This window comes from Legionella pelazae (assembly GCF_052527395.1).
The window spans coordinates 279,146-298,849 of the sequence record NZ_JBNVZS010000002.1; the positions used below are offsets into that span (position 1 = coordinate 279,146).

Below are 19,704 nucleotides of genomic sequence, written 5' to 3' on the forward strand. Positions count from 1 at the left end.
TTATAAATATACTGTGGTAGAAATATTTTTTAACGTTTGTAGTGGGCTTAAATGTGCCCCTGAATAATAAAGGTAGTGTTTGGAGGCATAGAAGTAATTGATTACTTGCTATAGCGAATAATAATTGTTAAGAAATTTAAAAGCTTATTGCTTAATGCCTTAAATGAGGTTTAAATGAGTCGTCAGTCTTGGAATAGAATAAAGCAGTCTAAATCATTTTATGTAATGACATATAGGCGAGCATTAAAGTTTTTATTACTGTCTATGGCATTAAGCGTATTTTTTTGTGTTGCTATTAGCTATGTGTATTTAAATAGGCCTGAGCGGACATTTTATGCAACAAGCGGAATTACGCCTCCTATTGAGCTTACCCCATTAGCTACACCAAATTATTCATCACAACCTTTGCTGCCACCAGATCCAGTTGATGATAATGAAGAAAAAGCCATACCACAATAAAAGAGGAAGAAATGGTTAAAGATTCACTAACAGCAGTAACTTTGCGTAATGAGTTTTACCGTGATGGTCAAAGGAAAATGGTCTTAGGTTTACTTATTTCATTGCTGACTAATTTTATTTTAGGAAGTATGTTAGCTTATTTACTCACACATCCCCCAGCGCCAAAGTATTTTGCTACAAGTATTAATGGGCGAATTACTCCTCTTTTTCCTCTAGATGAACCTAATCAATCTGATTCAGCTGTTCTACAATGGGCTAATCAGGCTGCTATTGCAGCATTTACTTATAACTTTGTTAATTATCGTGATGAATTGCAAGCAGCTTCAGGGTTTTTTACGGCAGAAGGTTGGCAACAATTTTTAGATGCATTACAACAATCCAATAATCTCGATGCCGTTAAGGCTAAAAAGCTCATTGTGTCAGCGGTTGCAACCAGAGCGCCTATTATTTTACAAAAAGGCCTATTAAATGGTCGTTATTCATGGCGAGTTCAAATGCCTTTATTGGTAACTTATCAAAGTGCGAGCGAATTTTCTCAACAAAATAATGTGGTTACTATGCTAGTAACGCGAGTCTCAACACTTAATTCACCTCGCGGTATAGGAATTGCACAATTCGTAGTTGGTCCAGCGAGTGGCGGAGTAACCTAATTATGTTTAAGCGAAAAAAAAGTATTACTGCGAAAGCTAGTTTAATATTTGCTAGTGCTATAAGTATAGTAAGTCCAGTACTCTATGCCGCTGAGCAATCGGATTCCGCACAACAGGCTCTACAGCAGTTAAGATTACTACAACAGCGGTTAACTCAGCAAAATCAAGCGGGCAATGCCAACACAGCTCAAGCTGGAAATACTACTACAGCAACTGGAACTAATAGAGTGCAAGCTCCAAGTGTAATACCCAATATTGCTCCGGCTACGGCTGTTACAAGGACTACTAATACAACAACAGCAGCCGTTAACCCAACGCCTAGAACATCAACTACTGTTACGACGACTTCCTCTTCTGAAAGTCCTGCGCCAGTCATCGATAAGGAATCTCTAGATGCCATTGCTTTTGAAGGTATAGCACAACAATTATTCCCTTTAACACCGGAGCAAACTATCCGTTTAAAGCAGATGTTTCAAACAGCAGAGTATGCTCAAGCATCTCCAGCAGGAATCCCACCAAAACCAACGGCGACGTCACAATTTGTTAATTTATCTCCGGGTTCCACGCCACCTGTTATCCGTTTAGCACAGGGTTTTGTTTCTTCGTTAGTATTTTTAGACTCCACAGGTGCGCCATGGCCTATTAGTGCTTATGATCTTGGTGATCCTTCCTCATTTAATATCCAATGGGATAGGACTAGTAATACTCTAATGATTCAAGCAACTAAGCTATATACTTATGGAAATTTGGCTGTGAGGTTAAGAGGATTAAATACACCGGTGATGTTAACCCTTATACCTGGCCAAAAAGCAGTTGATTATCGAGTTGATTTACGTATTCAAGGTTATGGCCCTCATGCCGTTACGCCTGTAGCTGAAATAGGCTTACCCCCCAGTGCAAATGATCTTTTGTTACATGTTTTAGATGGTGTACCACCAGGCGGAAGTCAGCGATTAACTGTTAGTGGGGGTGATGCTAGAGCATGGCTATTTAATAATAGAATGTATGTTAGGACTAACCTCACAATTTTATCGCCGGGATGGATTAGCAAGATGACGAGCGCAGATGGTATGCATGCTTATGAAATGCAAAAGTCTCCTGTTTTGCTTGTATCTTGGCATGGAAAAGTCATGCAGCTTAAGGTAGAAGGGTTATAATCAAATGGCAGGTAGAAAAGAAAATTTACAGGCGTTATTCACCAATACCCGTTCACGCGTTATTATTGTTTTTACAGCCATACTATTAATCATAGCGGTCTTATATGGCTTATTACGTTTTATGCGCGCCAGTGATGAGGCATCGGTAAGTCCTTCTGCTGTAAGTAGCGCGCCGAATATCCAATCTATTCCTGGCGCTCTTGACCCAACTATCCAATATGCGAAGTTACAGGAAGCTCAAAATGTTAGTCAAGCTCAAACTGCACTTAAGACAGGTAGTAGTGCTATTCCTACAATAGTGCGTTCTCAAGCACTTGGTTCTGGCGTGCAAACTATAGGTTCGCAGGGAGGAGAAGGTGGTTTAAGTTTTACAGGTTTAAATGTTGCGGAGCAAGCTGGTACTCAACGTAGCTTGTGGCTGCAAGATTTGCAAAACAATAATTGCAGTAAGGCAACGGTAAATAAAGTGGTTGCACAAGGTGCAAATCTAATTGTGCTTAGAAATGCCTGTAGCTGTATCCAGCTTAAAGATGTTGGCTATCAGATAAATGCCCTACAGCAAGTATGTTCCTGCCAAGAGCTAAAAGCAGCAGGCTTTAATGCTAACCAATTTAAAAGTATAGGGTATACAGCCGAACGTCTACGTACTTGCCAGTTTAATGCGTGTGAGCTTCGCGATGCAGGGTTTAGCGCTCAAGCATTGAAAGATGCTGGCTTTAGCGATGGAGAATTAAAAGGAGCAGGTTATTCAGATCAAGAAATAGCACGTGCAAGTGGGCTGCCTCATAATATTTCTATTGGTGATGTTCAAAGGGTAGATTGCCAACCTGAAGCATTGGCTCGTCTGCGAGCTGCTGGCGTTAGTGCAGGCGCCATTAGGCGAATTAATGGCTGTAGTGTAGCCCAATTAAAAGCAGCAAATTATACGCCTCAGCAATTAAGAGAAGCAGGCTTTACAGCAGCTGATTTGAGAGGGGCAGGTTTTACACCTGTTCAACTCCGGCAGGCTGGTTACAGTGCTCGTGATTTATTAAATGCAGGATTTACACCGCAAGACTTAGCTCAGGCAGGCTTTCCGCCAGCTGCTATTTCTGCTGCTCAATCTGAATTACCGCCAGGCATTACACCTAATGAGATTAGGCAAGCTGATTGTAATGTAGCTGCATTACGCAATGAAAGATTGGCTGGGGTAAGTGCCAGACTTATTCGCCAATACGCAGGTTGTAATCCACAAACTTTAAGGGCTGCGGGTTTTACGGGTGATGATTTAGAGGATGCGGGCTTCACACCAGCAGAAATAAGTGGTGCAGGCATAGTGCCTATAAATAATAATACCATTAGAGCTGCTGATTGTGATCCGGCAAAGTTAAGAACTTTGTTTGCTCAAGGTGTGTCAGCAAGAGAAATACGTGAGCTCAATGGTTGTAGCGCACAAGCTCTAAAGGCAGCAGGTTTTAGTGCCGCTGATTTATTAGATGCAGGATTTACACCCCAAGATTTAGCTGCAGCTGGGTTTACTCCTGAACAAATTAGAACAGCTTTAGCAGATCCCAATGTAGCTATTCGCGCTGCAGATTGTGATCCTACTAAATTAAATACCCTTCTAAAGCAGGGTGTTTCGGCAACTCAGATACGTGAGATAAATGGCTGTAGCGCGCAAGCATTGCGAGCAGCTGGCTATAGTGCTAGAGCATTAGCAGACGCAGGCTTTACGCCTCAGGAACTAGCAGCGGCTGGGTTTACTCCAGAACAAATAAGAGCAGCCATGACAGCTTCTGATGCTGCTATTAAAGCAGCAGGATGCGATCCCACTAAGTTAAATGCTTTGCTTAGGCAAGGTGTTTCAGCAAGTCGAATTAAGCAGCTAAATGGCTGTAGTGCGCAGGCTTTAAAGGCAGCAGGTTACAGCGCTCGTGATCTTTTAGCTGCTGGTTTTACTCCAGAGGAGCTGGCTGCAGCTGGATTTTCACCTGATCAAATACGTTCCGCATTAGCAGCTAGAAATGCAGCTATTCGTGCAGCAGATTGTGATCCAACTAAATTAAGAGCTCTACTTAGTAAAGGCGTTACAGCACAGCAAATTCGCGAATTAAATGGATGTAGCGCTTCTGTATTAAGGGCAGCTGGTTATAGTGCAAGAGCATTAGAAAATGCCGGTTTTAGTCCTGCTGAATTAACTGCAGCAGGATTTGCACCAGGACAGCTAAGTCAATTAGGTTCAACCCCGGCTGCTCTTATTGCTGCGGGGCGAACAGCTGATTGCAGTGTTGCAGCCTTAAGTGCTGCTCGGGCAGCAGGTGTTTCTGCAGCAACTATTAGAGAAACGTTAGGTTGTAATGCTGCTGCTTTAAAAGCGGCAGGTTTTTCAGCGCAAGATTTAAGAGATGCAGGTTTTACTGCAGCTGAATTAAAAAATGCAGGCTTTACGGCCGATCAATTGCGGGCAGCAGGCTATGGGCCACGCGAATTACGTGATGCAGGTTTCTCAGCACAAGACCTAAGAAATCTTGGCTTTACACCTACTCAGTTAAGGGAAGCAGGTTTTACTGCTGCTCAACTAAAAGCGTTAGGATTGAATGCTAGTCAGTTGAGAGCGGCTGGTTTTAGTGCCGAAGATTTAAAACAAGCTGGATTTACTGCACAGGAATTAAAAGGTGCAGGTTATAGTGATGCAGATTTAAAGGCTGCTGGATTTGGTACAAGTGAAACTGCTATAGGCTCTCAAATTCCAGGCCTTAGTACTTTACCCAGCGGATTACCCGTTGATTCAAATATTCCTACTATTGCAGGTGCTGCAGCAGCTAGACAAGGTATTGCAGCTAGTAATATTCCATCGGCAAATCTTGCTAGGGATAGGGATGCTCAACTACAGGCTGTTATTAATCGCCAAAATCAACAGATGGCTGATCAAAGATATCAGCAGCACTTACAAAATCGACAAAGTCAAATGCTTAGTGCAGCAAATCAATATTTACAGAATTGGAGTAGAGTTGCTCTACAAGTTTATACGGCTGGTAATCCTGTAGTAAAAACAACAACGACTACCACAAAGACGAATACAACAAATAGAGCTGTAGTCAGCAATGCAACAACAGTAATTAATTCTAATAGTAATGCCCCTCAACAGAAGGCCTTAATTAAAACTGGGGATATTCTTTTTGCTGTCCTAGATACTTCTGTTAATAGTGATGAGCCAGGGCCAATCTTAGCAACGGTTGTTTCTGGGCGGTTTAAAGGTGCAAAATTAATTGGTAGCTTTAATCTGCCATCTAATGCCGATAAGATGGTTATCAGCTTTAATACTATGTCAGTTCCGGGAGCAAGTAAAAGTACGCCAATTAGTGCTTACGCTATTGATATAAATACAGCTAGAACGGCACTTTCCAGTCGTACGGATCATCACTACTTGCTCCGTTATGGCTCTTTATTTGCCTCTTCGTTTATCGAAGGACTAGGTAATGCATTTCAATCTGCTGATACGCAAGTAACCATTGGTGGAACAGGTGGTGGGGATAATATTACTATTCAAAATGGTATCGGACGTTCTGTCTTAGAAAATGCAGTTATTGGGTTAGCAACAGTAGGTAGAAATTGGGGTCAATTCGCACAACAACAATTTTCTACTCCAACGACAGTATATGTCTATGCGGGGACTGGGATAGGTGTATTATTTACTCAGGATTTAATGACTCTTTAAGCTAAAAAGTGGGTAAGACATGGTAGATAAAATTCAAGATAATGATGAATATGAATTTGTTGATTACGATACTATTAGTACTGATCCCATGGGCCAGGATGACGAAGTTGTCGAACGTACAACTCGTGTACGCTCTGCTGATGGCGGAAGTCATGTTATTAGAAATGCAATTATCGCAGTGATATTAATTTTAGTAGCTTTAGTAGTTTATAGGTTTATAAGTTCTTTTACTAAAAAAACAACACCTACCGATGCCAGTATCCCTACTATAACAACACCTGCCGACCAACCGTCAACTGCTACAACCAATATAACAACTACTAATGGTGGTATAGCTAGTAACAATACTTCTACTCCAGTTGGAGCTATGCCTACAAGTAGTATACAGACACAGCAGCCTCAATCAGCAGAAATAGCACCAGTTCAGACAACAACATCGTCTACAACAACAGCCCCAACCACAGTTACTGTAAGTACACCTTCGCCTGATGTAAGTCAACTTGACCAAAAGATATCGGCAATAGATATTAATCAACAAGGAATGCGAGCTGATATCAATACTCTAAATAATCAGCTTAGCGGGATTAATTCAAATATAAGTAATTTAAATGTAAAGATTGAAAATTTAACCCAGATAATTAATACACTTTCTGCTACAATAGAGAAGCAGATTAATCAAATTGCGGCATTAACTGCAGTAAAAAAAGCGCCGAGAGTGAAAAAAGTTGTACGTCGGGTTATTGTTCCACGTAGAATGTATTATATTCAAGCTGTTATTCCCGGTAGGGCGTGGTTAATTGCATCAAATGGGTCTACACTTACGGTAAGGGAGGGGACGAATATTCCAGGATATGGCGTGGTTAAATTGATTGATCCTAATCAAGGACGTGTCCTGACTAGTTCAGGTCGAATAATTAGGTTTAGTCAACAAGATAGTTGAGGAAGTTATGGCAACAGGTGGCGGTTCAATTACAAATTGGATAACCTCTAATGCAGATATAATTATTAATATTGCTAAAAATTTAATTCCTGTAGAAAGGCTTATTACTGGGGCTGCATATGTTATAGGTGTTTTCTTTGCTTTTAAAGCAATTTATTCTTTAAAAAGTTATGGAGAATCCCGCACTATGATGTCTAGTCATGCTAGTATGAAAGAGCCTTTAGTCTATCTTTTTGTAGCGGGAATGTTTATTTATTTTCCTACCGGGTTAGGTATTCTACTTAACACAACATTTGGTTCACCTAACATTCTTGGATATGTGCCTGTTGATAGTCAAAATCCAACTTTAAGTGCGTTATTTGGCAGTGATAGTGCAGTTGGACAGTCTTTAACAATTATTATTCAAGTTATCGGCTTAATTGCATTTGTAAGAGGATGGGTATTAATTGCACGCTCATCTTCGCAGGGTCAGCCTCCAGGAGGCTTGGGCAAAGGAATGGTTCATGTTTTTGGCGGTATTGTTGCAATGAACATTGTTCTTACTTTAGAAATAATTAATAATACTTTATATGGTACAAGTTAATTTATAGGAGAATAAAAGTGGAAAGCTCGGCTTTTTTTGAGAAGATAAATTTTAAAAGGCTATTGGCTTGGGTAGCTTGTATTGGGTTAATAATAGTTGCAGAGTCTGCTTTTGCTGCCAGTAACCAAACTATCGGTACAATGGCATCTAATATTGTTAAATCTTTTGCTAGTTTAACTCGATTGATTACTGCAGGTTCATATATAGCAGGTATAGGTTTTTCTATTGGTGCTATTATGAAATTTAAACAGCATAAAGATAACCCTACGCAAATACCTATTGGTACGCCAATAGCGCTAGTACTTATTGCAGCAGCATTACTGTTCTTACCTACTATTTTAGACGTTGCCGGTTACACAATGTTTGGAAGTACAGGTGGTAAAGTGGCTGGTCCTAGTGGATCAATTATTACCTCACCTTCTGGTGGTTAATATTATCATTAGTCAGAAGCCTAAGGGTTTCTGACTTTTATATTTTGTTTGAGAATGACGTATGCAGGTGTTGATATGGCTTTAAATCAGGAGGATAAGTTAAAACTTGTAGCTAGTCCTGGTTCTTGGCGCCTATATTCAGCCAGAAAAGCAGACGAGCGATTTAAGGCGTTTGAATTAAAAGTATTTCAGCGCGATCGCTATACTTGTCAATTTTGTGGTTTTCAAGCGAAGCTATTTCAAGAAGTAGTAAACCTTGATGGTAATTATACTAATAATCGCTTAAATAATATGGCAACTGCATGTTGCTTTTGTGCTCAATGTTTTTTTATAGAATCTGTGGGTGTTGGTGGTTATGGGGGAGGTACCTTAATCTACTTGCCCGAACTTACTCAAGCAGAATTAAATAGCCTGTGTCATGTCTTATTTTGTGCTATTACAAATGATACAGGTTATAAAACTAGTGCACAAAATATATATCGGAGTTTTAAATTTCGTTCTCAAGCTGTAGAAGAGAAATTTGGCGAGGGAACAAGTGATCCAGCTATTTTTGGCCAATTAATTATTGATTCTGGCGCTTCCGCCGAAACTGCGGATCAGCTTTTTCATAATATTCGTCTTTTGCCATCACGGGCTAAATTCCGTAAGCAAATTGAGCAGTGGGCTGCAAGTGCGTTGGAAGAAATGACTGAAGCTAGTTAGCTATCTAATTTTCATAAAATAAAATCTCATTTAAAGAATTACTAAAGAATATGTTCTATATATAATAGAGATAGTTAAGTATACAAGCTATCTTTAAAGGGCTACTCTAAAATAAGAATAATAGTTTAAGTAAGCTGACTTTATTAATTATTAATTTAGCTGCAATAGGTGCACTGAAAGCTAAAATAGGAAAGGGTATGGGTAAGTGGGCAGAGTCTTTTTTTGAAGGGGTTGATACTTTTTTCGCCTGGCTTAGTACTTCCTTAAAGCAAACTACAGAATCTTATTGTGAATTAGAAACTGCCGATAGCCCTACGGTTTTAGTAAATCATGATGGTTCTTTGCTTTCTATTATAAAAATAGAAGGAATTACCGCATTATCTGGAGCAGATGAATTTCAGATATTAGTTGAAGGACTAACTAATTCATTCCAAGCTGCTATGGGTAGACCGGGTCATGCATTGCAGGTCTTTTTTAGCCATGATAAACAAAATATCAAAAAAGTTATTGAAAATATTTATGCCCCGGCACATAGTACGGCTGAACGGCTTGAGCTAAATTTGTCTGATTTGTTTAAAGAGAGAGTTGATTATTTGGCGCAATATTGTGCTGATGAAAAGGTTTATTTTGTCTTATTTACAAGACCTTTTAACCTTGCACAAGAGCAGTTAAAAACTGCCAATAAAGCCAAAATTAAAATGATCCGAGATACTAAAGCGCCTCCTTTTAAAAATACTCAAACTGTTTATGCGGCTATTCCTGAGTTACGTGATACTCATGAGGCTTATGTACGTGCCATATTGAATGACCTAGCAACGCTCAATATTTTTGCTACTTTACTTGAAGTTCATGAGGCAATACATGCTATCCGTATGACAGCAGATCCTGATTTTACAGCTGAGGATTGGCGAGCTACTTTACCAGGAGATAAAATTTTTCCACGTGAAATCAATGATTTTGAAGGAGATGCTTCTGACCTATTATGGCCTTCATTAGCAAAACAGATTATTCCTCGCGATGCATTTACCCTCGACTTAAGAACAGTGCAAGTAGGTAATAAAATATATTCTTCTGTATTCATTGACCTTTTTCCTAAAGAAGTTAGGCCTTTTATTAGTCTTTTTTCACGAATTTTACCATCACATATCCCATGGCGAATTTCATTTTTAATTGAAAGTGAGGGGCTAGATACCATTAAATTTAAGGGTTTATTAGCAGCAATCTTAAGCTTTTCTTCCGCCCAAAATAGATTAATTAGTGACTCTGTAAATCTCTTAAAATATCTAAAGCTCAATACGGATGATGCAATTGTGAAGTTGCGTGTTGTAGCAACGACTTGGGCCAGAGAAGGCGAAATCCCTTTACTACGCCGTCGTAGTTCTGAGTTAGTGAAAGCAATTCAAGGCTGGGGATCTACGGATATATCAGAAATTTGTGGTGATCCCTTTGCGGGCTTTGTTTCTAGTATGTTAGCGACCACTACCAATAGCGCGGCCGTACCTTCTGTAGCACCTTTATCTGACGTAATTACCATGCTGCCGATTACTCGGCCTGCTTCTCCATGGCGTACTGGTGCAATTTTATTTCGATCGCCTGATGGTAAACCATGGCCATACCAGCCTGGCTCAACCCAACAAACAACCTGGATTGACTTAATTTATGCTCGTCCTGGCTCGGGTAAGTCAGTATTATCTAATGCTTTAAACTTAGCTTTATGTCTTTCAGCAGGTATCAATAGATTACCACGGATTGCCATTATTGATATTGGTCCCTCAAGCAGTGGTTTAATTTCTTTATTAAAGGAGGCACTGCCTGCGTCTAAACGCCATCTAGCAGCTTATTATCGATTGCGTATGACACCAGAGTATTCTATTAACCCTTTTGATACTCAGTTAGGCTGCCGTTATCCTACAGCCTCTGAGCGCTCTTTTTTAGTTAATTTTTTAACTTTACTTACAACACCGTTAGGCTCTCCTAAACCTTATGATGGTATGGCTGATTTAGCGGGTATGGTAGTTGATGAATTATATAAAAGTATGGCTGATGAATTTAATCCAACTCCCTATTCATCGGGCGTAGAGGAATTTATTGACAGTATTTTAGAAGAGATAGGATTTATTAGAGATTCAAAATCCACCTGGTGGGAAGTAACTGATTCATTATTTTCGGCAGGTTTTATCCATGAAGCCATGCTTGCACAACGATATGCGATGCCACTGATTGCCGATGCTGCATCAATTTGTCGTACAGCTTCTATTGAAGATTTATATGAAAAAGTAACCACGCCTACTGGTGAATCACTAATCAATGCTTTCTCTCGCATGATTTCTGGTGCTGTACGTGAATATCCTATTTTATCAAGGGTAACAAGTTTTGATATAGGTGACGCTCGGGTTGTATCGTTAGACTTAGATGAAGTAGCAAAGAGTGGAGGGGATGCTGCAGATAGGCAGACTTCAGTTATGTATATGCTTGCACGTTATGTCTTAGCTCGCCACTATTATTTAACCGAAGAAAGTTTAAGTAGTATACCGGATCAATATAAAGACTATCATAAAAATCGTATACTAGAAATTCGCGAAGATCCTAAACGTATCGTGTACGATGAATTCCATCGTACAGCTAAGTCATTAGCAGTGCGTGATCAAGTACTGATTGATATGCGTGAAGGAAGAAAGTGGAAAGTCCAGATTGCTTTACTTTCTCAATCAGTAGAAGACTTTGATTCTGTCATGATTGATTTTGCTACTTCTATTTATATTATGGATGCAGGACCTTCTCAAGCGGTAGAAAAGACTACACAAATTTTTGGTTTATCTGATACCGCCAAAATTGCATTACGTACTCGTGTTCACGGGCCGCGAGCAGGTGGAGCTACATTTTTAGCTCAATACTCTACTAAAACAGGCGTTAACGTACAATTATTAACACTTACATTAGGTCCTATTGAATTATGGGCTTTCAGTACTACCGCAGAGGATGCTGCAGTCCGTAATCGATTGTATAGGCACTTAGGACCTGCTGAAGCAAGACGAGTACTCGCTAATTTATTTCCTAATGGTTCAATTGCAAAAGAAGTTGAGGATCGTCTAGCTGCTGTTAAAGCGCAGGAAGGTTTAATTGCAGAGGATGCGATGGATAGTGTCATTGAACAGTTGATTCATGACATTTTAGAAGCTTATTCAAAAGATCCAGACATAAAAGTACTACCAGTAAAAACAGTTTAGGTACAGTTATAATAGGTTATAAAATAGTTAAGTTTTAAACTAATATATTAATTGAAGGCTGCACAGCTTAGAGTGCTTTGCCTATTGAATCTTTTCTCTACTTACCGCTTAAATTTGGTTTTCCTGCATTAGTTAAAGCTTAAGTGCTGCATAGGGTTTAAGTTACTTTCGGTAGAATAGCTATTGTCCTCTTTTGCCAAATTAACTTTTATTTTTTGCAAAGCCTTTTCCGTTGCTGAATGAGGTGTAAAAAAACTAATAAAATGATTTGAGCGCTGCTTAAATAAAATATCTTTCTTGTTATTTTCAAATTTTACTATTTCTAAAAGCAAACCAGGCGCACTTATTCTAGATGTGCCTGCGATTGTTTTGTAGAGCGTCTTTAATTCATCAAATTTCATCCTTGTTCTAGGATCACTACTATGTAATTTAGGTATTTTTTTTAATCGTTCATATAATTTATTAAGAGCTTTAATTTGATAGTTAGTTAAATTTTTATAAATTGCAGGCGGAGGGGGAAGAATATAAAAAGACTCTTTATCTGGAACACCACCTTTTAATCGTGTGCGATAAGAAAGGGGAATAAAAAATTGTTTAGATGTGTCTGTTTTATAATGGAGTATAGCTTCCAGAATATCTACAGCGCTATGTCGGCAAGTATGGCTAACATTAATTTGTTTCATTTCCTGTACAATTCTATTAGTTTGCTTTAAATCTTGAAGATAGCCTGCTGTGGGACTATCATATTCCCTTAATTTTTTTAATTCAAAAACAATCTGATTAGGCGTTGCATTAAGCGTACCTGAGACATTTTCTTTGATAGGAACATAGGCTTGAATGACTTCTCTATCTACTTTCAACGCTGTTTTGTAAGTTTTCTTTAAAGCTGTTTTAATCTCTTCATTAGCTAATTGTCTTTCTTCAATATAAGCAATCAGTGCTAAAAATTCTTTCATTTGTTCAAAATCAATTGAATAAGCTTGATAAGCAATAGAATCTTTTTTGTAACCTCTGCGTGTAATTCCTTCATCAGCAAGTCTTGCTAGGGTGCCTGAAGTTAAGTTTTTAGATAGAAATTTAAAGTGATGTTTTATATCTGGATCAATATCATTTGTCTTGCCCACTCTAGCTAACAACTTAGGCACGTTATTTTGTATAACACCTAACATTAAGAAGCTATGATATCCTTGTTTAGCAATTGCTAAAAAATACTCATCATCTTTATTAAGAATAAGCTCAGCTAACATAAAATCTCAGGTTAAACAATTAGTCAATTATAAAGCACATTCTGTAGTGATAAAATAGTAATAATTAGTTAAATAAGTTAATTTTAGACAACTCATTTAGTATATAAGCTAATAGTAAAAAGAGAGATAAAAAGTTATAAAGGCTAAGGGCAGTTAAGATCTAGATACAGGATAATTAATCTTAAACTTCACATTATAAAGACTTTACTGAACTCAACTTAAGTTAAACCTATATAGGCAGATAACCGCTGGATCACCTGCCTAAGCTATTATAGTTAGAGACGGTCATCTTCATTTACCCCGAGCAAGCCTGGCCTAGGAGTTTTATCTTCAGGAATCTCTGAGATATAAGAAGAAGCTAATTTTTGAAGCTTGTCTAAAGCCTCTACGTTTTCCTTAAGGATAGCGTCAATTAAAGTTGCTGAATGGGGACTACGATGGGTAAAAAGTTTAGGTCCTAGCATTTTTTCTCTTGCTTCGGCTTCCTTTTTTAACTCGCTTAGAATAGTTTCAGGCGATTTTCTTTGATTAACGATTTTATTAAATTCAACATATCCTGTTGATTTTTCATTCTTCCAAAAACCACCATGTGCTGTAATTTCTCTCACTTTTGTAATTATCTCTGCACATTTTTGTAATCTTAAGCTTTCTTCTTCTTTATTTTTTTTATTCTTTAGCTCTTCTCCAGAAATTCTACTAAAAAAGCTTTCACACTTTTGAAGGCGCTGCCTGATGTCCTCTGGAATTTTCACCGGCGGATCTAAGTTGATGCGATTATTAGAAGAATACTGAGGGTATATTGCATTAAGTTTAGAGAAATCGTCACTAAATTCAAAAATACAGATTAACTGATTACGCGACTGAGCCCAAACATTGATCATTGCCATTCCTTTTTCCAAATCATCTGGCTGTATACCTCTAAAAAGGATGTCTCCACCGCCATAACTAAGTAAAGAAACTTGTTTCTTGATAGCTTCAATATTATCCTCAACCTGAGTAAATCCCTGTATGTGCGCTACTTGAAAATTAGGCATAACAGTACCTCCTAATAGGACTTAATTAATTTAATTATAGTCTAAGGGGCAAGGCTTCTAGGTCATTAAATAAATAGGTCTTAATCAGTCTATGATAAGAGTTTGAAATTAGTTGGGAGTTGGTAATTAATATAAATTATCATTTTTTAAATACTATTCAGGATATATAGTTGAAGTAGGTTGAGAATTAGAGTTTACTTTCTTGTTTTTTGTAAGATACTCTGTTTTAATAAAGAATAGGAGATACAGCATTTTGCAAAAAACTATCAATAACTTAAGCAACTTCTTCTTTTAGATTAAACCCAGCTAAAATTCCTGGGCTAAAAGGATTAATCTGATTTTGTGTTTTTAGTAAATAACGGCCAGAATTACCATTAACTTCAAATAAGATTTGTAAGCTGGCACTATCAGCACTATCAACTAGGACATTGACTTTTTGTAGCATTTTAAAGAAAGCCCAAACACCTTTTTCCTCAAGCTCAAAATGGTTACCGTCAATAGCGCTTAAAATGAGTTTCGCATCGACTTGAGGCCAATTAAAGTTTGTATAAGATTCACTGGTTTGTGTATCTTTAAGAGTGGTTTGGCCAATACTGAGTTCTAAGTTTGCTACCACAGGATCTAAATTAATTTTTTGTAAACTAAATTCAATTTTACTTGTTGCATTATTGTCTGGAAAAAACATATTACTAATGACATTTGCCCGCATAAGTTCGTTCATTAAATCTGTCGAAATAGGTAAAACAAAACCATTAAGCTCTTTAGGCCGCCATTCAGCATGTGAGGTATCTAAAAAAGCTTTTAAATAATTGTTTACGAAAGTATTCAAAATCCCTTGTGGAGCAAAAAAATTATTAAAATCAGCAAGTGAAATTTCTTCCCCTTGTATTGAATCTAGTGGGTATCGATGGGCAATCGTTTGTTGATAAGGATTAAATACATTATCTTGCCACTTTTTATTTAAATATTGTTTACTATCATTTATAAAAATAAACCACACATCATCAGCTAGCTGTTTTGCCCAACTAGCTACAGGTTCAGGTAGCTGTCTAGCTCTGCTATAAAGCATACTTAAGGGATCTGCTATACTCTCACCTAAAAATCGAGAACGAGTAAGGTTAAAAACAGTTTGGCCATTGTCTTTAATAAGTGACAGTGTGGTTAATAATTTTTCAAGTTCGCCAATATTTTGGGTAAATTCTTGCGTTGCAGACGCAGAGATTAAGTTCAAAGGTGTAAACTGGCTGGCAATTTTTTGATTAAAAAGTGCAAATTGCTGATCTGATTCAGGGCTGGTTTCCTGTTGTATGAATGTCAGTAGGTGGGTGATTGCATTTGTCTGCTGCAAAATTTGTATAAGTTGACGCGCTTGTTCATAATTTTGATAGTGTTCAAGTTGAGTTCGCTTAATAAAATTTTGCCACCAGGTAACATAATCAAAATGATAGGCTTGTTCTAATTGAGTAGATAATGTACTTAAATCTTGCCGAGCTAAGACCCAATTTTCCTGTTGTAATTTTTGGGCAATATTGGGCAAAGAAGCGGTAATTTTTTTAAATCCTTCTTTAGTAAAGTAAATGGGAATTTCTTTACTAGATAAATTAAAACCTTTTAAATTAATAGATAAAGTTTGTTTGGGAAAATAACTTTTAGCTAGAGAATAATATAAATAAGTTACCGGTAAAGCATTTAAATAATTTCTTGCATCGGTAACTAATTGCAGATTAATAGGAAGTGCCTGAAAAGGTTGTTTCAGAGCTTTTTTCAATAATATCTCTTGTGTATCATCAAGCTGCGTTGAGTGAGTACTTTGCCAATATTGATTAAACCATTGATGTATCTCTGCCTCTGAAAAATGCTTAGCCTCGCCAAGCATAAGGTAAATTTTTAATGCTTGATAGCGTGCAGATTGTGTCTGAGATGGATTAGTTAAGGTTTCTTCAAGGCTTGTGATTAAATCAGCTAAAAAGTTATAACGTAATTTAATCCTAGTGTTTTTATGTAGTTTTGTTTTAAGCTGATTAATGACAGAGACCTGCAATATACCTTTAGGAATTAAATCTAATTTATTTTCTGCTAAGGATAAATGATAAAGAGCGGATGTTTTATTAGCTTGGCCTGTTAGGGTTTCATAAGCAATGAGTTCTTTGCTTGCCTCATCTAATAATCTATAGGTTTTAAAATATTGATAGCCTAAACCCACCAAAAGTAAGCTAGCTACAGCTGCAGTTGCAGCAATAGTGATGTGCTGCTTTCTACTTAGTTGAGGCAAATGATATTGTGTTTGTATTTGAAATGAATGAATAGCTCCCTCAATAAAGTAAGCGCGATAATTAGTCGATTGAGGAAATTTATCTTGTACAGTAAGAGCATATTCATGTTGAATTTTTTTGTTAAGTCTGTCAACGCTTACACCACCTTGCTCAGCACTACTAAAATAAATAGCTTGTAGGCTTATTAGATTATGGTTGATATTTTGTAGTACTGTTTGAATAGGGGCACGTAAACCTGCTAACTGTAGCGGAAATTCACGAATTAAAGTACGTTTTAAACTTGAGCGGGCAGGATGTAACTTATTAATAAGTTGCTGTCCAAGCGCCTCTATCATCTGATCAAACCGATGATTGTATTGAGAAAGTAATTTAGTACGCTCTTTTCTTACATCAAGCGAAAAGCCTAAAGGTTTTTTTAAATCAATTTCATGTTCAGATTGAAAGAATTCAGCAAAACCAGCTAGAGTATCTAATTTTGTGAGCATCAAGGCAGCATCAATAGGATAGTCAAGCGCATTAGCAAAATTTTCAAGCAATAAGGAATGCCTTTTGCATTGTTCTTGAAGAGTTAAAGGTTCAGCTAAGAAAAGCTCGCTACTATCAATGCATAAGATAATGCCACTTATTTTAATGCCTTTAAGACAGCGATTTAATTTTTTTAAACTAAAAGTTAATAAATTTTCACTTTGATTAAGCCATGCTTCACCAAGTTCCAAGATAATACCTAGATCGTTGTAAAAAAATTGAGCGTTATTTTCTGGGTCTACGGTATATTGCTTAAGGGAGCTCTGTTTTAAAAAAGCACTTTTTCCTTGATTCCTTTTTCCTGTTACAAGAATAAACGAAATAGGTTTATTTTGAGGTTTTAACTGTGAGCCAATTCGTTTTAAAGCCTCACATAAAGCTTCTAATGACTTATCCATTAATTACCCAGTTCTGCTATTACAGCATGCCCAAATTGGACTGCTTTGGCTTTACTATCTAATATAAAATAGCTAGTTACATAGCTTGTTATTAGAATGCTTAATAAACCTAAGCTTATTATTAAAATGGATTTATAATTTTGTTTAGGGATTGATACTTTTTTTGCATCTTTAAAGAGATGGCATGGCTTATTAACCCGATATTTCTGAATGAGCTGAAATAATTCTTCAATCATATTATCTAATATTAATCGTCCATCTGCTTTTTGATGTTGTTTCCCTTCAAATCCAGCAATAAGGCAATAATAAGCAAGTTCAATTAAGTCTAAGTATTGATTAGGGCTTTCCTTAATATAATTAACGATATCGAAAAAGCGTTCTTCTGGACCTACGTTGTCATAGGATGAAGGTGTAAATGCTTGAAATTCCGCAGGTCGCCCATATAAACGGAGGTAGCTTTTACCTAAAAGTTCATCGATAGTAGCGCATAAAAGATAGTGAGCTAGTGCATCAAATTCTTCTGTGTAAGCTTTTCCATCTAGACGGCTATGAAAAGCTCGTAGTTCATGCTCTATGTTTTCTCTAATATTTTGAACAGGTGGCATTGAAGGACTAATGCACAGCCGCTCTAAAAGAGAAAGTAAGGGTCCTGCTGCTGCTACTAAAGGGTTAGCGGTGAATGAAACAATAAATAATTTAGAACGATAATAGACTTTTGGTATCTGTTGATTGCCTAATACTAATGGCAATCGTCTGGCAAAGGAGGCCGACATATGCCCAGCTGTCATCGCTTTACTCCAAAGAATTAAAACTCGCTTCTCAAAAAGAGACACCTATACTAAGTTAATACTCTAAGCTTTCTGTAAAACTCTTCTCACTTTAATAAGTTGCACGTGCATTCAACTATATTAAAGTTAAGTTTACCTATAGGTAATAGGCCTACTGCGTTTGTTAAAATGAAATAAGTCGGTTTTAAGACGTTCTATCTTTATTTAAGATTTAAAGATAATACGTTATATATAAGATCTTGTCGATATAGTAATATATTTAATCTACTTTAGCGTTGTCAGCTCATTTTGTGAGATCTTCGTAAAGGTTAATAATTGCTATGACATCTATCGTTTCCCTTAAAATAAAGTATTTGCTATAAAATCTACCAGTTAATATTTTCTTAATACTAAAGAGGTAGAATTTAATCAATATCAAACATTATCTAATTATCATGAAACGTAATAAAATTAATTCTTCTTTAAATCAAAATCTACCAGGCGCAGAAAAGAAGAAGAATACTGTTCCTTCGGCCACGAGCCCTGTTAGGTGGCCAACAAAGGGGGTAGAAGGCCAGTTTTATCAACCTAAGGATATAAGGGGATTTAGCTGTTGTCTTAGCTATATTATGCTAGATGAAAATGGCACCCTTCTTATGGCTGGCCAGGTTAAAAATGATAAAAGCAACCCTCTTTTCTTACAAGAAATAAAAACTCATACGCAATCTTTAGGCTCATCCTCTTCTAGCCAGACAACGACTACATCGACTGATCAAGGTGGGAGTGTATCTGCAGAAAATTCTAAACCAGAATCTATGACGCATGCTTATGTAGGCTACAATGGTGTGCTTGAAGAAAATGGGGCACAAAAAAAAATTCAGGTATTCTTTTTCGGTCAACCTTCAGGAACCCGGGTTGCCAATGGTGATCATGGTAAAATGAATAGTAGTGTACAATCTATAATAAAGAGAAACCAGGTTGCACTCGATCCTCAGAAAGAAAGTCAAGTTTATCAAAACACATATACAAATGTTGATGGCAAACAGTCAACAACTTCTTGGACTGTAACGCCAGAAACATGTTTGTTTGGTAGTAATAGAATTACTTTATATAGTAATAAGGGTATTCATTACTTTTGTGGAGAGTGTGAATCTCTTTCCTTAACAGTCGATGCTGTGAAAAGAATGTTAGGCCATACTTTGGAAGGAATAAATTTTAATACAAAAGGTACTGCTACAGCAAATTTTAAAGCGATAGAGCGCAGTCAAATAGAATCTGAAGAGACACTGAATTCTTTTATTCCAGGGCCATGTATGGTATTTACGGTAGAAAAGCCGCCGGGAAGTAACGGTATATTTGATGACAAGCTAGTTGAGACAATAAGAACACCAGGCCGGTGGCAAGAATGTATAGAGCAATCATTAAGTAAGGTAAAAGCGCAAAGAACTGTAGAAAGTGAAAAAAGAGTGGATCCCTCTTTCTTTAGGAAGTCACAAAAACAGCTTTCTATTGTTGGGATTAGTATTCATGAAGATGACTTATTAGAAGAAGAACTTTGTGTATTAAATAGTCAAGTATAAGCTCTTAATAGGGTTTTATATCTAAAAGCTGTTT

13 protein-coding genes and 1 pseudogene are annotated in these 19,704 nt (G+C 37.2%); 10 read left to right on the forward strand and 4 right to left on the reverse strand.

Annotated features, from left to right (window positions below; translation table 11 throughout):
* The first annotated feature begins 174 nt into the window (after positions 1-174).
* The 9 genes and pseudogenes from icmM to ACQUW5_RS03695 all read left to right on the forward strand — a co-directional run bounded on the left by icmM (position 175) and on the right by ACQUW5_RS03695 (position 11,846).
* Complete coding sequence (gene icmM / locus ACQUW5_RS03655) at positions 175-459, forward strand: type IVB secretion system protein IcmM/DotJ (protein ID WP_444989855.1); 285 nt, start codon at positions 175-177, stop codon at positions 457-459.
* A gap of 11 nt (positions 460-470) precedes the next feature.
* A complete protein-coding gene (locus ACQUW5_RS03660; RefSeq protein WP_444989856.1) occupies positions 471-1,109 on the forward strand; it encodes a type IVB secretion system apparatus protein IcmL/DotI in 639 nt (212 codons plus the stop codon).
* Positions 1,110-1,471: 362 nt separating this feature from the next.
* Positions 1,472-2,266: pseudogene (locus ACQUW5_RS03665) on the forward strand (DotH/IcmK family type IV secretion protein); the annotation flags it as partial.
* A 4-nt stretch (positions 2,267-2,270) separates the two neighbouring features.
* Positions 2,271-5,963 (forward strand): type IVB secretion system protein DotG/IcmE, encoded by a 3,693-nt coding sequence (gene dotG / locus ACQUW5_RS03670; protein ID WP_444989857.1) that lies wholly within the window; start codon positions 2,271-2,273, stop codon positions 5,961-5,963.
* A 19-nt stretch (positions 5,964-5,982) separates the two neighbouring features.
* Positions 5,983-6,903 carry a type IVB secretion system protein IcmG/DotF gene (gene icmG / locus ACQUW5_RS03675; protein WP_444989858.1) on the forward strand — a complete coding sequence of 307 codons (921 nt, stop codon included), beginning with the start codon at positions 5,983-5,985 and terminating at the stop codon, positions 6,901-6,903.
* Between the two features lie 7 nt (positions 6,904-6,910).
* Positions 6,911-7,486, forward strand: a complete 576-nt coding sequence (locus tag ACQUW5_RS03680; protein ID WP_444989859.1) for a type IV secretion protein IcmC — start codon at positions 6,911-6,913, stop codon at positions 7,484-7,486.
* Positions 7,487-7,566: 80 nt separating this feature from the next.
* Positions 7,567-7,917 carry a type IV secretion protein IcmD gene (locus tag ACQUW5_RS03685; RefSeq protein ID WP_444990022.1) on the forward strand — a complete coding sequence of 117 codons (351 nt, stop codon included), beginning with the start codon at positions 7,567-7,569 and terminating at the stop codon, positions 7,915-7,917.
* 75 nt (positions 7,918-7,992) lie between these two features.
* Positions 7,993-8,619, forward strand: coding sequence for a type IVB secretion system protein IcmJDotN (gene icmJ / locus ACQUW5_RS03690; RefSeq protein ID WP_444989860.1), 627 nt, complete (start codon positions 7,993-7,995; stop codon positions 8,617-8,619).
* 197 nt (positions 8,620-8,816) lie between these two features.
* Complete coding sequence (locus tag ACQUW5_RS03695) at positions 8,817-11,846, forward strand: putative type IV secretion/conjugal transfer ATPase (protein ID WP_444989861.1); 3,030 nt, start codon at positions 8,817-8,819, stop codon at positions 11,844-11,846.
* Between the two features lie 128 nt (positions 11,847-11,974).
* Here the strand turns inward: ACQUW5_RS03695 and ACQUW5_RS03700 are convergent, their stop codons facing one another.
* The 4 genes from ACQUW5_RS03700 to icmH all read right to left on the reverse strand — a co-directional run bounded on the left by ACQUW5_RS03700 (position 11,975) and on the right by icmH (position 18,111).
* Positions 11,975-13,093: a hypothetical protein gene (locus tag ACQUW5_RS03700; RefSeq protein ID WP_444989862.1), complete on the reverse strand. Its 1,119-nt coding sequence runs from the start codon at positions 13,091-13,093 to the stop codon at positions 11,975-11,977.
* Between the two features lie 275 nt (positions 13,094-13,368).
* Entirely contained in the window at positions 13,369-14,127 is a 759-nt protein-coding gene (locus ACQUW5_RS03705; protein WP_444989863.1) for a hypothetical protein, read from the reverse strand.
* 274 nt (positions 14,128-14,401) lie between these two features.
* Complete coding sequence (gene icmF, locus ACQUW5_RS03710; RefSeq protein WP_444989864.1) at positions 14,402-17,323, reverse strand: type IVB secretion system protein IcmF; 2,922 nt, start codon at positions 17,321-17,323, stop codon at positions 14,402-14,404.
* The gene (gene icmH / locus ACQUW5_RS03715) at positions 17,323-18,111 is read right to left on the reverse strand and encodes a type IVB secretion system protein IcmH/DotU (RefSeq protein ID WP_444989865.1); all 789 of its coding nucleotides are present in this window, start codon (positions 18,109-18,111) and stop codon (positions 17,323-17,325) included. The genes icmF and icmH overlap by 1 nt, the downstream gene beginning before the upstream one ends.
* 434 nt (positions 18,112-18,545) lie before the next feature.
* Here icmH and ACQUW5_RS03720 point away from each other — a divergent pair, with 434 nt between their 5' ends.
* The gene (locus ACQUW5_RS03720) at positions 18,546-19,670 is read left to right on the forward strand and encodes a hypothetical protein (protein WP_444989866.1); all 1,125 of its coding nucleotides are present in this window, start codon (positions 18,546-18,548) and stop codon (positions 19,668-19,670) included.
* Positions 19,671-19,704: the final 34 nt, after the last annotated feature.

Excerpts from the sequence above, each read along its gene's own strand:
- icmM (WP_444989855.1), top strand. The coding sequence starts at position 175 with ATGAGTCGTCAGTCTTGGAATAGAATAAAGCAGTCTAAATCATTTTAT.
- ACQUW5_RS03720 (WP_444989866.1), top strand. The coding sequence starts at position 18,546 with ATGAAACGTAATAAAATTAATTCTTCTTTAAATCAAAATCTACCAGGC.
- ACQUW5_RS03695 (WP_444989861.1), top strand. The coding sequence starts at position 8,817 with ATGGGTAAGTGGGCAGAGTCTTTTTTTGAAGGGGTTGATACTTTTTTC.
- ACQUW5_RS03705 (WP_444989863.1), bottom strand. The coding sequence starts at position 14,127 with ATGCCTAATTTTCAAGTAGCGCACATACAGGGATTTACTCAGGTTGAG.
- ACQUW5_RS03680 (WP_444989859.1), top strand. The coding sequence starts at position 6,911 with ATGGCAACAGGTGGCGGTTCAATTACAAATTGGATAACCTCTAATGCA.
- ACQUW5_RS03660 (WP_444989856.1), top strand. The coding sequence starts at position 471 with ATGGTTAAAGATTCACTAACAGCAGTAACTTTGCGTAATGAGTTTTAC.
- icmF (WP_444989864.1), bottom strand. The coding sequence starts at position 17,323 with ATGGATAAGTCATTAGAAGCTTTATGTGAGGCTTTAAAACGAATTGGC.
- ACQUW5_RS03700 (WP_444989862.1), bottom strand. The coding sequence starts at position 13,093 with ATGTTAGCTGAGCTTATTCTTAATAAAGATGATGAGTATTTTTTAGCA.
- dotG (WP_444989857.1), top strand. The coding sequence starts at position 2,271 with ATGGCAGGTAGAAAAGAAAATTTACAGGCGTTATTCACCAATACCCGT.
- icmH (WP_444989865.1), bottom strand. The coding sequence starts at position 18,111 with ATGACAGCTGGGCATATGTCGGCCTCCTTTGCCAGACGATTGCCATTA.
- icmG (WP_444989858.1), top strand. The coding sequence starts at position 5,983 with ATGGTAGATAAAATTCAAGATAATGATGAATATGAATTTGTTGATTAC.
- icmJ (WP_444989860.1), top strand. The coding sequence starts at position 7,993 with ATGGCTTTAAATCAGGAGGATAAGTTAAAACTTGTAGCTAGTCCTGGT.